This is a genomic window from Beduini sp. (assembly GCF_047239305.1).
Lineage (GTDB): Bacteria > Bacillota_I > Bacilli_A > Erysipelotrichales > Coprobacillaceae > Beduini.
In genome coordinates this window covers 1-16,168 of sequence record NZ_JBKTEM010000005.1, presented here as the reverse complement: position 1 = coordinate 16,168, position 16,168 = coordinate 1, and the positions used below count along the sequence as shown (strand labels likewise).

Genomic DNA, 16,168 nt, shown 5'->3' with positions numbered 1-16,168 from the left:
AACTGTTTTAGGCGCGTTTAACTAATATTTCAAATATATCTTCAATATGTGTGATCTGATATGTTGGAACTGCGGATCCTGTGAGCGGCTGCCTAGCTGTATTGATCCAGCAGCTGTCCAGTCCGGCATTGTTTGCACCTTGTATATCGGATGTCAGTGAATCTCCAATTAATAGAGTTGTTTTCGGATTGAAGCCTTTAATCCTTGAAAATACCTGATTAAAGTATTCCATACTTGGCTTTTGTGCATGCAGATCTTCTGATACAAACACGTCTTGAAAATACTTCAATGTATCGGTTCCTTTCAAACGCTTAAACGCTGTTTTCGATACACCGTTAGTCACTGCAAATAAACGAAACGTTGAAGATAAAGTTTCCAGTGTCTCTTTAGCGTGCGAAATCAGAAAATAGCCATCCGCCAAACCCTCCTGATAATCACTGGCAAAGCGATCATAAGGATAGTCGAATCCTAACTGTTCAAATAGTTGTTTAAAGCGTCCAACTGTGACCTCATCCTTTGTTACATGTCCCAGTTCAAATTCTTTCCATAATTGATCATTGATCTGATGATAGCGTTTGAATAGTGACTCATCTACGTCAATGCCAATCTTCCTGAATGTTTCAATGAAAGAGTGTTTCTCGGCTTTTTTAAAATCAAAAATTACTCCATCCAAATCAAATAACAATGTATTATATCGACTCATCAAAAATTACCCCATTTTCATCTAAGCTTTTAATTTTAGCTAACGAATACAGATCGTATCCCTTTTCTTTTATCAATAGATGACCGTCTTGGAATGTTTTATCAATCACGATCCCGACTCCCTCAATAACGGCACCGGCTTCATGGATGATCTGCTCAACACCCAAGAACGCCTGACCGTTTGCCAAAAAGTCATCTATAAATAGTATATGATCATCTTTATCAATTAAATGCTTAGATAAACAAATTGTATAAGATTTATTTTTGGTGAATGAAAAGACATGAGAAACGTACGCTTCCTGCATTGTAGAAGGTTGTGCTTTCTTAATAAAAATCATCGGTACGTCTAATTTTAAAGCACACATCAAAGCCGGAGCGATTCCACTCGTTTCAATCGTTACCACTTTCGTGATCGGATATTTCTTAAAATGGTGATAGAATTCTTCTCCGATGGCTTCCATCAGCTTCGGATCCACCTGATGATTTAAGAAAGAATCAACTTTCAATATTTCTCCGTTAATGATCTTCCCTCTTTTGATGATTTCTTCTTCTAACAATAACATACTTCTTCTCCTTTAAATCGTTTGATATAAATGGGCATATACCCCGTTTTTATTTATTAATTCCGTGTGCGTTCCTTCCTCAGCAATATGATGATTATCGATTACTAAAATACGGCTCGCATTTTTAATGGTACTCAGGCGATGAGCAATAACCAAGGTCGTTCTGCCCCTCGCTAAATTTTCTAATGATTCCTGTATAATTTTTTCACTTTTGCTATCCAAGGCACTTGTAGCCTCATCTAAGATCAAAATAGCGGGATCTTTTAAGAATGCCCTGGCAATGCTGATTCTTTGCTTCTGTCCACCGGAAAGCTTGATTCCTTTTTGTCCGATATGGGTATGGTAGCCTTCTGGCAGATTCATGATGAAGTCATGTGCATTGGCTTTCTTTGCGGCAAGAGTGATCTCTTCTTCTGAAGCTTCCATCCTTCCATAACGAATATTATCGATGATAGTTCCCGAAAACAAGTAGATGTCCTGCTGAACAATTCCAATATTTCTTCTTAATGACTCGATCGTCACTTCTCGAATATCCTTCCCATCGATCAGAATTTTCCCTTCACTAATATCATAAAAGCGAGAAATAAGAGAACAAAGCGTTGTCTTACCGCCTCCGGAATGTCCCACTAAAGCCATATATTCCCCACTTTCAATAGCAAAAGAAACAGAATCTAAAATATTCTCCTGATCCTTTTCATAGGCAAAACTGACCTCTTCAAAAGTGATCTGTCCTTTTACATCGGTTAATTCGATTGCATTTTGTACTTCCTGAATCTCCGATTGTGTATTCAATAACTCCATAAAGCGCTGAAATCCAGCTAAGCCATCTTGGTATTGAGTGATAATGCGTGTCAGCTGACGGATCGGTTCGGTTAAATATCCGGCATATAAAATAAAGGTCATCAGATCCGCTAAATCCATCGTTCCTTTGGTAATCCAAATTCCGCCAATTACAACAATCAAAATGCTCATTAATTCGACAAATGTATCAATTCCCTGATAGCAGAGCATTTCACTGCCATATATTCGCTTACGAGCTTTTAAAAAGCGGCGATTCTCCTGTTCGAACTTTTGTTTTTCTACTTCTTCATTGGTAAATGACTGAACCATTCGGATCCCGGTAAAGGTCTCTTCGATCTGTGCATTGATATCACTGATACGCTCATATCCCTGTTTGGCTGCTCGATGCACCCATTTACTAAAAAACAGCACATAGCCGCACATAATCGGCAGTAAGATAATCAAAACAAGGGTCATTTTCCAATTGATAGTAAGCATGATTCCCATTGCCCCAAAGAATTTCACACAGTAAATAATCACGTCTTCTGGTCCATGATGGTACAATTCCGCTAACATCAAGGTATCATGAGTAATACGTGACATCAATTCTCCGACACGGTGATTATCAAAATAGCGGAAAGATAAGTTCTCTAAATGAGTGAATAACTCTTTACGCATGTCACTTTCCATTTTAGCACCCATGACATGTCCCTGATAATCAAAATAGCCGCCGCAGAAGGTTTGGATCCCCAGCAGTCCCAGTAATCCTAATCCGATCAACAAAATAGGTCGTACAGCTCCGAGTGGATCCTGTACCAATAATACTTTGGTAATGTAACGAATTCCCAAAGGGTAAATCAAAGTAATGCCTGCTGCGACTAACGCACAAAACAGCACTTTTACAAACAGCCAGCGATAAGGCTTATAGTAAGAAATAAATTTCTTAATGTTAAATTTCATAGTTCCTCCTAGTATAGAGGCCTATTTATTATGACCTCTCTTTTTTATTGTTGTTGCGATCATTGTTTTTTTCATAGTAAATCTTCCTTTCATAGTGATTTGTTTCATTATAGCATAAATCGCTTATCCATGAATATAAGAAAAAAAAGTTTAGGATTAATAGCCTAAACTTTCCTTTACTAAAATAACACTAATACGCCCGGGAGCTCCCTGACGCCCTGTCACAACATAATGAGAACAGATACGGTCTTTGGATTTACAGTGAGCACAATGACCAAAATTAGTGCATGGTGTCTCTTTATTTAAACGAATAGCATTTGCCGGTGCTGCTACGTTTTCGACACGTTTCATTGCCGCCTCTAAATCAGGAACAATCTTATTGATACCTGCCACCACAATGACATGTTTAGGTCCAAAAATCAAAGCTGCCACACGGTTTCCTTTCCCATCTACATTATAAAGCAGCCCGTCTTCTGTGATCGCATTGCTGCTGGTAATCAGGTAATCCGCTAAAAAGGCCTGACGATGCACATCATCGATCTCTTCTGCAGATAAACTTTGATCATAACGATCATTAAATGTAATAGGCATCTTTCTTAATTGATCAATCATCCCTGCTTCAAACAAGGTTTGACTTCCGCCGACACTGACCGATGTCCCCGGTTTAATTAACTTACTTATTAATTTATTTAGTTCCTCTGTATTTTCTACAATATGTGCCTCCATATTATTTTTAATCAATGCATTCCTCGTCTTTTCTATCTTTAGATCCATCAATGTCTTTAAATTCTGATCCATCTCTTTTCCTCCCCCTTGCAATGTAATAAAAAAGGACTTCCCCAAATGTAATGGGTTACAGTCCTTTATTTATCTATTCACCTGAATTTCTTCTTTCGTTAAAGCATTTATCCATTTCGTTTTCAAGATATTTAATAGATAAAAATGCACCAATCATCGTTGTGATTCCAATTGAAGCCACTTTAAATAATTTAGATCTCATGTGTTTATCCTCCTTAAAATCTCCTGGAAACATTATAGCACACTTTTCTATAAATGGTAGGTTTTTTACTGTGCAACTTTTGCTTTAATCATTAATTCACAAATCTTGTTAGAAAATTCGATTGGATCCTCCACATCAAATCCTTCGATTAATAATGCCTGATCATATAATAACTGTGAATAATCCTTGATTTGATCTTCATCTTTGATTTCCTGCAAAGCATTGAAAATAGGATGGCTAGGGTTAATTTCCAAAATCTTTCCAGCTTTCATCGGCATATCTTCCTGCCCTGGCATTTGTGACAATACTTTTTCCATCTCGAATGAGATACCATCACTGCTGACTAAGCAAACCGGATGTGATTTCAAGCGTGAAGACACTTTAACATCAACAACTTTATCTCCTAAAGCTGTTTTGATTGATTCCAGCATTTCTTTATTTTCTTCGTTTTGCTTTTCTAATTCCTTCTTTTCTTCCTCAGTTTCTAAGTCTAAATCTCCCTGAGCAATGTTTTTAAAAGTTTTTTCTTCAAATTCATGCATCATCTGAATACAGAATTCATCTACATTATCGACCATGTATAAAAGATCATAGCCTTTATCTTTCAATAATTCACATTGTGGTAATTTAGAGATTTTTTCAATAGACTCACCAGAAGCAAAATAAATATGTTTTTGATCTTCTAACATGTTTTCAACATATTCTTTTAAAGTGATCATCTTTCCTTCATTAGCAGAATAATACATCAATAAATCCTGCAGTAAGTCTTTTTTCATTCCATAAGACTGATAGATGCCATATTTTAACTGCAACCCAAAGTTTTTATAGAATTCTTCATACTGTTCACGGTCATTTTTAAGCATATTGGCAAGCTCTGATTTGATCTTCTTTTCAATACGTCCTTCAATCACTTTTAATTGACGATCATGCTGAAGCATCTCACGAGAAATATTTAAAGATAAATCCTGAGAATCCACTAACCCCTTCACAAAACGGAAGTGTTCAGGAATCAGCTCACTGGCTTTATCCATGATGAATACTCCTCTTGAATAAAGCTGCAATCCTTTTTCATAATCCTGTGAATAATAATTCATTGGTGCTTTTGAAGGAATGAACAATAAAGCATCAAACGAAACATTTCCTTCTACACTTGTATGAATCACTTTTAACGGATCTGTATAATCATTAAATTTGTCTTTATAAAACTCATTATATTCTTCTGCACTAATATCAGATTTACTGCGTTTCCATAAAGGTACCATTGAATTCAATGTCTTTGTCTCAATGATATCTTCATATTCATCACTGTCTTCTTTCTTTTTAGATGTCGTCATATCCATCATGATCGGATAACGTACATAATCCGAATATTTCTTGATTAATGACTGTAATGTATATTCATCTAAGTATTCATCATAGTTTTCATCATCCGTATTTGACTTCAAGTATAAAGTGATCGTTGTTCCATGTTCACTCTTCATTGATTTTTCTAAAGAGTAACCTTCTTCTCCTTCACTGCTCCATAAGTAGGCTTCCTCTTCTCCGTATTTTTTAGATAAGACAGTAACTTTGCTGGCTACCATAAAAGCAGCATAGAATCCTACTCCAAATTGTCCGATAATATCTACATCACTGTTGTTTTCTTCCGATTTTTTAAGTTCTTCTTTGAATGATAATGATCCGCTCTTAGCAATGGTTCCAAGGTTTTCTTCTAACTCTTCCTTGCTCATCCCAATCCCATGATCGATCAGAGTTAAACTGCGTTCATTCTTATCGATTTTAATTTCAATCTTTAAATCTTCTTTGCTGATGTCAGATAAGTTTTCTGTTAAGGCTTTATAATACAGTTTATCAGATGCATCTGAGGCATTTGAAATTAACTCCCTTAAAAAGATTTCTTTATGCGTATAAATAGAGTTGATCATTAGATCTAATAAGCGTTTTGATTCGGCTTTAAATTGTTTTTTACTCATATCTATTATCCTCCTAGCACTCTTTTATCACATGTGCTAAAGCTATTTTAATACATCTTGTTAGCACCGTCAAGTATTGAGTGCTAATATTTCAGATTTTTTTAATAAATCTTCTTGTGAAAAACGAAATCCACACAGAAGTTCACATATAAACGAAAAAATCTACCCCCCTCTTTTAACAGCTTTCCAATCCAAAAAGAGGAAAGAGATACCATTAGAAAAGAATAAAAGACTAAGATAACCTAGATTAAAATAAGACTTATGAAGCGGATTCCCTTCCATTTTGAAAAAGCAAGCTCCTTAACCCTATTATTTACCAAAGAAACGAACATCATCGCTAAAAAGATTCCTGTCAAACTGCCGATTACGACACTAAAAAAATAACCTCAACCAATAAATCTGAGATATTGAAAACAATAGAAATGCCACCGCATTAGCAACCCAATGCATGCACATAAGTAAGAATAGCCTTCTGCCGATGTAATCTATTAAAAAACATTGGTCCTTTCATCCCTTTCTTCTAAAAAGATCATGGCTGCAAACATTAGACTTAAACAGATCAGTATGCCATCGATCATTCCATACCAGAGACTTATCGAAAATTGTTGAATCAGCCATTGATTATATAAGGAATACCGCACCTGGAAAACAATCCTATTAAAAAAGGAGCAGGGATAAAAACCAACAACATGCCATCCTTCAATATTTGTTTTAGACCGATTTTAAATAGTTGAATTATACCATTTGTCAATAGACACGTGAAGATAATTATCGGGTTAAGATATTGAAATGAATTTGGGAAATAATTTCATTCTATTTGTAGTATAATGTAATTAAGGAGTTGATTTTATGAAAAGAGCATTCGTATTATCCGGTGGTGGGGCAAAAGGCGCTTATGAAGCCGGTTTTCTTAAAGCCATGGACGAATTAGGGATTTATCCGGATATTGTCACCGGAAGTTCGATTGGCGCTCTGAATGGGTGTATGATCGCTCAAAAAGATTATAATGCATTGCTTGATTTATGGCAGAACATGACGATCGATCAAGTGGTAAAAGATGGATTTAGTACCGATTTTTCTTTAGATTCACTTATTTCCAATACAAACTTGATCATTCCCTTCTTTAAATCGTATATTAATTCTAAAGGAGCTAATATTGAACCATTAATCAATATGGTGCATCGTCTTGCCGATCAGGACAGACTAAATCAGTCAAATGTTGATTTTGGTTTAGTTACGGTGGAATACCCTTCTCTTAAACCGATTGAAATTACTAAGAAAAAAATTCCGCAGGGACAACTAGCGGATTACCTCATTGCCTCTGCTTCCTGTTTCCCGGCATTCCCAATTCATTATTTCAATAATCAGGGCTATATCGACGGCGGATACTATGATAATCTGCCTATTCATCTTGCTTTTAAGATGGGGGCTACGGAAATTATTGCTGTAGAATTGAATGTCAAAACATTTACTCACGAAGAATACACACATCGCCCTAATATTAAATATATTGCTCCCTTAAATGATAACGGCGGATTCCTTGATTTTGATGGTGATGTATTGGCTCACCGACGACTTATGGGATATTATGACACGATGAAGGCTTATGGTCGTTATTTGGGATTCAAGTATACCTTATATCCGGAGATTGATGAAACGCTGTGTCAGCATATCTACTACAGCATTCTTGGCTATGAAGCAAAGATCAACCGTGAATCAATAAAAAAGCACATACGAATCTTTGACATTATGCCGTTTACTCACCTTTTGCTGGAGCATGTCAATAAACTCACTTTAGATATTCCCGACTATACATTAATCATTTTAGACATTTTGGCTGAATTATATAAAATAGATCCTTATCAGATCTATCGATTTAATGATATAAATGAAACGATCGTCGAAAATTTTGAAAAAACCTTGAAAGAATGCTGCGACATCTTTCAGACAAAAGGTTATTCAGTCACTCGTTTAACAAAGTTCTTAACCGATTTAGGTACTGAGGAATTGATTTGCTTCATATACTTAAAACTGGTTGATAACACATTGTGGGAATCGAATTGGATTATGCCGATGTTCTCTAAAGAATGTTTATGTGCTATTTACCTGTATCAATATAAAACGCAAAAAGATCGTCTCAATGGTTTAGCGATATAGCTAAACTTTTTTTCATTTTTTGATACTCCTATCCTCTCATACGAAATAAATGATAAAATGAGCAGGTATGGAGGTATAAAATGAAACTTTTAGCAAGTGATTTTGATGGTACATTAGCCTTTAATAATGAAATCAAAGAAAGTGATATTAAAAAAATTAAAGAATTTCAAGAGGCAGGTAACCTATTTGGAATGTCAACCGGGCGTAACTTAGAAGGAATTCTGCATGTCACTGATCCTTATGGCATTCATTTGGATTTCTTGGTATTAGCCAGTGGTTCAAAACTCATTGGCAAAAATGGTCAGGTCCTTTTTGACCGTCCTTTAAATAAAGATATTGTGACACGTATCTATAATGCTACCCGCTGTCCAAAGGAATATATGTTCTTTACGGAACAGGGAGCGGTTGTGATTCACCGCACTGTTTCCAATCGAGCATTTAGGCTGATTGAAGATATCAGTGAACTAGAAGATGTCGATTATGCTTTTATGGCGATTAAGTTTATGGAGGGAGAAGAAGATCAGGCTCAGGAGGCAGTTGATTTTATCAATGCCCATTTTTCTGATGAAATCATAGCTTACCGCAATACAATCAATGTCGATGTGGTAACAAAAGGGTGTTCAAAAGGAAAAGGTGTATTGATGATCGCTGAACATTTCAATCTTAACAAAGAGGATATTGCAGTAATCGGAGACTCTATGAATGATGTTTCTATGTTTGATATTACTGATCATGCTTACTCTTTTGATCATATCGAACCGGCATTAAAGAAACATGTCAATCATTTTGTCGGCAGTGTCAGTGAATGTATTGATGATCTGTTAAGAAAAGAGAAGGAGGAAAACCATGGAGATCGTTAAATTAGCTTCCCCTGAATCTTTTTTAAATTATATTAAAATAAAAAATGACAGTCTGCCGCAAAAAATGTGGAGTGATGAATCATTGACTATCCAAGGATTAGGGGAAGTCTATGATACATATGAAACCTATCTTGTTTATGAAGATGAACATGTGATCGGCGGTTTTCTCTTGTTAGAGAAAGACTATTCTTACTGGACTCAAGAAGAAAATCAGGATAATGCCTATTATATCCATAAACTTTTTGTTTTACCTCAGTTTAATGGACGTGGTTATGCCGGAAAAATTATGGCAAAAATCAAAGAATATGCCAAATTGGAGCATAAAGATTATCTGCGTCTAGATTGTCGCCGTCACAATGAAAAACTAAATCATTTATATGAAAGTTTAGATTTTCATTTTAAGCGTGAGTTTGATTCCAATTTTTCAGGAGAAATGAATTTAAGAGAATACATAGTCAAATAAGATGACAGAGTTTGTCATCTTTTTATTATCTATCCATTCAGTACTAAAAATAAGATGCAGTCTAGTTTTATAAATGATAAAATAGTAGCAGTCAAACAAATAAGGAGGCAGCCAATGGACTGGAATACAGTACTTCAAGACATTATTGACTACATAGAGAATCATTTGCAAAGAGATGAGGAACCGATTAACAATGACGAGATCGCAAGAATCGCCGGATGTTCCTTTAATTTTTTCCAAAAAGTGTTCTCATATATGAATAAAATCAGCTTTGCAGAATATATTCGCTATCGCAAATTGACCTTAGCCGGATATGATATAAAAAGCACCAATCTAAAAGTCGTAGAGATTTCTTACAAATATGGCTATGACTCTCCGACTTCATTCACGAAAGCATTCCAGCAGTTTCATGGCGTATCTCCTAAAGCTGCCAGAAGCAGAGATGTCGAATTAAAAGTATATCCTAAAATGCAGATGCATTCCAAACAGCAGTATGCCTGGCGCTTAGAACAAAAGAAAGGCTTTCGTCTAATTGGTAAAAAAATAAAGGTTAGCCGTAAAAATAATGCTCACTATTCCAAAGTTCCCGAATTTTGGAGTGAGTGTCAAAGAGATGGTGTATTTTCAAAATTGATTTCATTAGATACGTCAAAGAATCAAGGAATATTCGGATTATTTGGAAAAACCGATCCCCTGAGTGATGAAATAGAGTATGCGATCATGGTTATTTCTGATCAGGGGCTGCCAGATGGATTTGAAGAAATTATTATTCCCGAAGAAACTTGGGCGATCTTTGATTGTCTAGGACCTACACCTCAGGCTATTCAAAACGGCTGGCGCTATCTGCTTGAAGAATGGGTCATTAAATATCCTTTCGATCATGCCGATTGTCCCGAATTGGAATGGTACAGCAATGGAAACAGTTACGATGAACAATATTTGAGTCAAATTTGGATTCCGATCATTGAATAAAGGAGAACGAAAGATGAATGACAATTTTAACTTATTTCTAAGCAGTGTGGAAGAACAATACCAGGATTTTGTCCAAGAGCTGCATGATCTTTTAACTAAAGATCAGTGTAAATGCGAAATTAAGCCAGCTAAAAGCGGCTATTTAGTATCCTATGTTTTCTTAGAAAACAAAAAGACTTTAGCTAATTTTGTATTTCGCAAGAGTGGCATTAAGCTGCGTATCTATGCCGATCATATTGAGCAATATCAGGAATTTTTAAACAGTCTGCCAAAGAAAATGAAAAAAGAAATTTGTAAAGCTTCCCTTTGCAAGCGACTGGTTAATCCAAATGACTGCAATCCTAAGTGTGCAATGGGATATACGTTCACTCTCGACGATGAGCAATACCAAAAGTGTCGTTTCATGGCCTTTATGCCAACGTTAAGTGAGGAAAACAATCTCTTTATTAAGCAGTTCTTAATCAATGAACTAGCACATCATTAAAAATAGCGGTATAACAGAAATCTGTTATGCCGCTATTTCACTTTAACCAAATGCTTTTTAGAACTTACCAAAAGCATTCCTAAGATAACAATCGATCCGATACAAAGACCCATATAACCCTTATACTCGATTTGATCCCCGGTATCGATGGAAGAAGGAAGTGTTTCTTCCACTTTTTTGACAGTCGTCTGATCAATTGTCTTAGGTGTATTATTTTCTATGATCGTTGTCGAATCACCTTCTCCGCTTGAATGAGGAATATCTTCCTCATTGTCTGGCTGTGGCGGTATCAAAGGCTGTTCAGCTTTTGGTACATCATAGATTAATGTATAGATTGAAAAACGGTCGGTTTCAAAAGTGATAGTCGCCTCATTATCATCTAAATCTTTAAGAATATCTGTCGTGATCGTTCCATCTGCATTCACATGGCTGCGAATCACCGCAAATTCACGTCCGTTGCTTTGATCTAAATATGCCTGTGGAATCATGATTGTAATTCTGATGGGTTTATAGGTTTGATTAATTGGAGAAATCGCTCCTGCTACATTTTTAGAAAATGTCAGATCGAGACTTAATAATACATTTTCTTCATCAATAACCGTTTTTAATCCTTGGACAATCGGATTAGGGATTCTAGTGACTTCTTCCATTTTAAGATTAAATTCCACATTCTTGCCATCCGCTACAATGGCTTTATCTTCTTCAGTTAATAAATCTACCGCTAAGTTCTGGTCTAAATGAACCTGAAGGTCTGGAAGTTCACTATTATTCCCTTTCTCCACTTCAACCTGTTCCTTAATAATGCCCGGTATTTTTCTAAACATGACTTCAATATTATGATTTTCTCTGACACTTGTAAAGGTGCATGAATTTTCAGTTATATCATAAGGCTGACCATCAATGACCACACGAATAACCTCATATTCATCGTCAGGCACCCATTGTATAGTAGATGTACCATTTTTATTAACGCGTTGTGTTTCTGTAATCTTTCCGCCACTGCTTGCTTTCGTTTCAATCGTATAAATCATCTGCCCCACTTTCCAAACAGACTGATTTTCCTCTATCGCATAATCTAATTTACCATTATTTAACAAGAAAGTGTTTTCCATGTCCACAATATCATCACAATAAACTAACGGTGTCCCTACTGCCAGTTCATCATTCGCAATTAAAAGAGTAGGACTATCCAATGTTTTACCCATCATCATAGAAGCATGCAGTGATGCGTTCAGCGTGATCGAGTCAAAGTTAGCAAGGGACTGTAATGTTATCCCATCATCAAGCATTAGATCAGCATTTCCGCTTAGACTCAGGGGATTACCGCTGTTTTCTCCTCCGCCCCAAATATTTTCCAAAGCACATCCCTGAACCCTAATTTGAGTATCTGACAGGTTGATGGCATTAGCGTCGGCTCCGCTTCCTCCGCCAATAATAGTGGAATAATAAGTGCTGCCATTAAAGCTATTTCCTGTTAATTGATGATAGTAGGCATTTGCCGAAGTCACAGTTGCATTTCCGCCATTATAGGTCTCTCCTCCACTGTAGATAGTTCCGGCAGTGCTAGAATTGCCAATGTCCATAGTAACATGTCCTACCGCAGCGTTCGCCCCTGCTCCGCTGGCTGATCCACCGCCATAAATTCCCGCTGCCACAATATTTCCAAATTGTGTATCAGCTGGTATCACTGAATTTTGAATACTCAGACTAGTCGAATTTGTATTCGCTGAGCCCCCACTGCCTGCAGTCCCACCGGCACGAATATAGCCATATATATTACTGCAATTATTTAACGATAAAGCAACCTTATTTGCATTCGCGATGCCTTGGCTCGCCTGTCCGCCTCCCTGAAGAATCATAATTTCGGTATTATTATAGATATTGGCTGTTACCAAATTTACATTTGCCTGTGCATTCCCGGAAGCATAGCCACCACCGTAAACCTCACGAATATCTGCATAATCCACATTCAGTGTGACATTGCCATTAACATCCGCATTGGCATAGCCTGCAGCTCCGCTTCCTGAGACAGCACTGCCACCTCCACGGATCGAATAGGTTCTGTCTGTCACATAGCCGTTAGTACTGCCTGTCTGTGCAATTGCCTGATAAGCTCCATTTGTGTAAGCATGTCCGCCACATGTAATATTACCATGATTAGTGGAAGGGATTGCTGATACCTCAACCTTTACAGACCCAGTTACATTGGCTTGGGCATTACCCTTTTGTGCATAGGCGTATCCACCGCCGTAAATAGTACCGCCATTTGTGTTACCTATGACACGTACCACAACACTCCCATTCACATCAGCGTTTCCCGTACCATCACTATAACCACCACCGTGAATGGTTCCTACATTAACGTTTTCTATGATTATTTCAATATTGCTGTTGACTGTACTGTTTTTACTTCCCCCGTAAATGGCTGAAGGGCTGACTGCTGTATCCAACAATTTTGTTTCCCCATTAAGATTGTAAATATAATTTTTTCCATCACTATCTTTTTTCAATCGAAAAGAGGTCCCATTGGCATAAATCGTACTGCCCTCAACAGTTATTCCTATACCATTCGCATATATGGGTACTTGTATAAGAGCGAACAGCATACTGGTTATTAAAACAACTGCAATCCCCCACCGATGAAACCATTTCATAATCTCATGCCTCCAATATTACTTTTAAATTTATGTTAGATATTCTCTATTTAGTTTTATTATATTCTGTAAATCTTTTTAATTTAACGTCATTTTACCTATTATGGTCATTTTTTACAAAACAAACTATTGACTTTATATCATTAATGCTTTAATGTAAATATATAGTTAGTTAAAGCTAACTTTCTGTTTCTCTAATAATTTGCCATTATTATAGATCCAATATCTCTTTGAAACAGAAAAAAGCAAAGTGACTAACCACTTTGCTGATAAAGAAAAAGATCAAGTCCACCAGACTCGATCTTTTTTCATAAATTTTTATTTTCCGAAATATCTTTCTAATAATCCGGCAAAAGCTTTACCATGACGTGCTTCATCACGAGCCATTTCATGAACTGTATCATGAATTGCATCTAAGTTTTCTTCTTTAGCACGTTTAGCTAATTCAACCTTACCTGCAGTTGCTCCATTTTCAGCGTCTACACGTAATTCAAGATTTTTCTTAGTTGAGTTAGTTACACATTCACCTAATAATTCAGCGAACTTTGAAGCATGCTCTGCTTCTTCCCAAGCTGCTTTTTCATAGTAAAGACCAATTTCTGGATATCCTTCTCTATGTGCAACTCTCGCCATTGCTAAGTACATCCCAACTTCAGTGCATTCACCTTCAAAGTTAGCTCTTAATCCCATGATAATATCTTCAGGAGCCCCTTCAGCTACACCTAACACATGTTCTGCAGCCCAAGTCATTTCTCCACTTTCTTGTTTTACGAACTTATCAGCTCCTACTTTACAAATCGGACATTGTTCCGGTGCTGAATCTCCTTCATGAACATATCCACATACTGAACATACATATTTTGCCATTATTTTTTCCTCCTCTTTATTAATAGTAATCATTACTATTTATTACATTTACTAGTATATCATAAATTTTTCAGATGTAAAGCAAAAAGTAACAATTTTTTAAAAAAATAATAAGAGAAACACAGCCTCTTATTATTTAATAATCATTTCATATTCAGTTTCTTTAAATCCAACCAAAATTGCATCTTCAGTAATTAGCAGCGGACGTTTAATCAGCATTCCGTTAAGACTGAGCAGCTCACATGCCTCTTCCATTGTCAATTGATCTACCTTTTCTTTTAGGTTCATTTCTTTATAAACATTACCGCTTGTATTAAAAAAGCGTTTGATTGGCAAGCCAGATCTTTCCATCCACTCTTTTAATTCGTTTGCAGTAGGTGTTTCTTCTACAATATGACGATCTGTAAAATCTACTCCATGACTCACTAAAAACTTCTTTGCTTTTTGACAAGTAGAACATTTTGGGTATTCAATAAATAGCATATTTCTTTCACCAATCTAAAAATAGACTTCCTTTCATTTATTTATAAGTAATATAGTCTCTTTCATCACGCAATTCAAAGTAAAGCTGAGCATAAGTTGCATCGAAATAGGGCTGAATAAAAAACAGCAGCAACCCACCTAAAAAAGAGCCGACGAAACGCCAAAGAATAAAAGATAAATCCAAATAAAAAATCTCCATCTTTCTTCCCATCGTCATTTCTTTAGATAGATTTAAAATCTCAGAGGTATCCATCGTCGGATCTTCAGCCAGCAGATAATCTACCATTCTATACTGATACAGCTTAATAATACCCGGAATGATAAAGAATAGTGTGCATACAAAAACAATAATATCTCTCACAAACAATGTTTTAACAATATTAAAATAGTGTCTGCCGCTAAAAGCATAAAACAAGTCCCCTACAGAATCATAATTATCTCCTGTAAAATAACGGGCCTTCCCAACAATCAGCGGATTAAAAACAAATATACGCAGAAGATAAACAACTATCCAAGTAATCAGTGAGAAAACAAGACCCGTAATAAACAGCAGGAACCCACTAAAAGAAAAATGTATAACCTGAGTTGTATTCCAGTCAAAACGAATAGATAGAAATGTATCATTTCCACATACAATAAGGATAACCGCACAGATAATCGTTGCGAAAATATAATGACTTCTCAAAAAATCTTTTGCGTTATCTTTAAGTCGAATTCTATTTATTGGCATAAAATTCCTCCTTCATATGCCCTATTATACTATATTTTACAATCAGCACAAGAAAAAGAGCATATACGCTATGGCATATGCTCAATAGAAGTCTATTATTAGAATTTTTTGAATTGATCAACGTCAATTACAAAGATTGTAGCTCCCCCTACGACAACATCAATCATAGTGGCTAAAGAAACTTCTGGTAAAGCTAAAGAGTTCATTGTAGGCATTTTCTCTACTCTCTGTTTAGCTTCTGACTTAATTAACTCAATAACAGCATCTACTTTATCTTCATCTGTACCGATCAATAACGTAACGTTTCCCTTACTTAAGAAACCACCGGTAGAAGCCAATTTAGTGACGTAATGTCCGGCTTTGTTAAGAGTAGAAGCAACAGCAGAGCTGTCATCCTTATTAACAATTGCGATAACGAGTTTCATAAATATTCCCCCTTCGTTACTATTATTATACACAAAAAAAGAGAAATAGTACACTAAAATGAGTAGAAATCTATCTCTCCTCAACACAAAAAAAG

Annotated in this window: 16 protein-coding genes; 5 read left to right on the top strand and 11 right to left on the bottom strand. The window is 36.1% G+C overall.

The window, feature by feature from the left end; genetic code table 11:
- Positions 1 to 7: 7 nt before the first annotated feature.
- The 6 genes from ACLRVU_RS09140 to htpG form a co-directional block, all read right to left on the bottom strand.
- Complete coding sequence (locus tag ACLRVU_RS09140; protein ID WP_412891589.1) at positions 8 to 703, bottom strand: YjjG family noncanonical pyrimidine nucleotidase; 696 nt, start codon at positions 701 to 703, stop codon at positions 8 to 10.
- On the bottom strand, positions 690 to 1,265 hold the full coding sequence (locus ACLRVU_RS09135) for a xanthine phosphoribosyltransferase (RefSeq protein ID WP_412891588.1): 576 nt from the start codon (positions 1,263 to 1,265) through the stop codon (positions 690 to 692). The genes ACLRVU_RS09140 and ACLRVU_RS09135 overlap by 14 nt, the downstream gene beginning before the upstream one ends.
- A 12-nt stretch (positions 1,266 to 1,277) precedes the next feature.
- Positions 1,278 to 3,005, bottom strand: a complete 1,728-nt coding sequence (locus tag ACLRVU_RS09130) for an ABC transporter ATP-binding protein (protein ID WP_412891587.1) — start codon at positions 3,003 to 3,005, stop codon at positions 1,278 to 1,280.
- A gap of 156 nt (positions 3,006 to 3,161) precedes the next feature.
- A complete protein-coding gene (locus ACLRVU_RS09125) occupies positions 3,162 to 3,803 on the bottom strand; it encodes a lactate utilization protein (RefSeq protein ID WP_412891586.1) in 642 nt (213 codons plus the stop codon).
- A 73-nt stretch (positions 3,804 to 3,876) separates the two neighbouring features.
- Entirely contained in the window at positions 3,877 to 4,005 is a 129-nt protein-coding gene (locus ACLRVU_RS09120) for a hypothetical protein (protein WP_412097014.1), read from the bottom strand.
- Positions 4,006 to 4,070: 65 nt separating this feature from the next.
- Positions 4,071 to 5,978 carry a molecular chaperone HtpG gene (htpG, locus tag ACLRVU_RS09115; RefSeq protein ID WP_412891585.1) on the bottom strand — a complete coding sequence of 636 codons (1,908 nt, stop codon included), beginning with the start codon at positions 5,976 to 5,978 and terminating at the stop codon, positions 4,071 to 4,073.
- Positions 5,979 to 6,827: 849 nt separating this feature from the next.
- On the opposite strand from htpG, the gene ACLRVU_RS09110 reads away from it, so the two are divergent.
- From ACLRVU_RS09110 to ACLRVU_RS09090, 5 genes are all read left to right on the top strand, one after another.
- Positions 6,828 to 8,135, top strand: coding sequence for a patatin-like phospholipase family protein (locus tag ACLRVU_RS09110; RefSeq protein WP_412891584.1), 1,308 nt, complete (start codon positions 6,828 to 6,830; stop codon positions 8,133 to 8,135).
- A gap of 80 nt (positions 8,136 to 8,215) precedes the next feature.
- Positions 8,216 to 8,995, top strand: a complete 780-nt coding sequence (locus ACLRVU_RS09105) for an HAD-IIB family hydrolase (protein WP_412891583.1) — start codon at positions 8,216 to 8,218, stop codon at positions 8,993 to 8,995.
- Positions 8,982 to 9,458: a GNAT family N-acetyltransferase gene (locus ACLRVU_RS09100; RefSeq protein WP_412891582.1), complete on the top strand. Its 477-nt coding sequence runs from the start codon at positions 8,982 to 8,984 to the stop codon at positions 9,456 to 9,458. Before ACLRVU_RS09105 ends, ACLRVU_RS09100 begins: the two co-directional genes overlap by 14 nt.
- Positions 9,459 to 9,572: 114 nt before the next feature.
- Positions 9,573 to 10,430, top strand: coding sequence for an AraC family transcriptional regulator (locus tag ACLRVU_RS09095; protein WP_412891581.1), 858 nt, complete (start codon positions 9,573 to 9,575; stop codon positions 10,428 to 10,430).
- Between the two features lie 13 nt (positions 10,431 to 10,443).
- On the top strand, positions 10,444 to 10,914 hold the full coding sequence (locus ACLRVU_RS09090) for a hypothetical protein (RefSeq protein ID WP_412891580.1): 471 nt from the start codon (positions 10,444 to 10,446) through the stop codon (positions 10,912 to 10,914).
- 32 nt (positions 10,915 to 10,946) lie between these two features.
- Here ACLRVU_RS09090 and ACLRVU_RS09085 read toward each other — a convergent pair whose 3' ends face one another.
- From ACLRVU_RS09085 to ACLRVU_RS09065, 5 genes are all read right to left on the bottom strand, one after another.
- Complete coding sequence (locus tag ACLRVU_RS09085) at positions 10,947 to 13,568, bottom strand: hypothetical protein (protein ID WP_412891579.1); 2,622 nt, start codon at positions 13,566 to 13,568, stop codon at positions 10,947 to 10,949.
- 318 nt (positions 13,569 to 13,886) lie between these two features.
- Positions 13,887 to 14,435 carry an NADH peroxidase gene (locus ACLRVU_RS09080; protein WP_041138126.1) on the bottom strand — a complete coding sequence of 183 codons (549 nt, stop codon included), beginning with the start codon at positions 14,433 to 14,435 and terminating at the stop codon, positions 13,887 to 13,889.
- A 132-nt stretch (positions 14,436 to 14,567) separates the two neighbouring features.
- Positions 14,568 to 14,918 (bottom strand): arsenate reductase family protein, encoded by a 351-nt coding sequence (locus ACLRVU_RS09075; protein ID WP_412891578.1) that lies wholly within the window; start codon positions 14,916 to 14,918, stop codon positions 14,568 to 14,570.
- Between the two features lie 37 nt (positions 14,919 to 14,955).
- A complete protein-coding gene (locus ACLRVU_RS09070) occupies positions 14,956 to 15,648 on the bottom strand; it encodes a DUF975 family protein (RefSeq protein ID WP_412891577.1) in 693 nt (230 codons plus the stop codon).
- 98 nt (positions 15,649 to 15,746) lie between these two features.
- Positions 15,747 to 16,073 (bottom strand): cyclic-di-AMP receptor, encoded by a 327-nt coding sequence (locus ACLRVU_RS09065; RefSeq protein WP_041138124.1) that lies wholly within the window; start codon positions 16,071 to 16,073, stop codon positions 15,747 to 15,749.
- Positions 16,074 to 16,168: the final 95 nt, after the last annotated feature.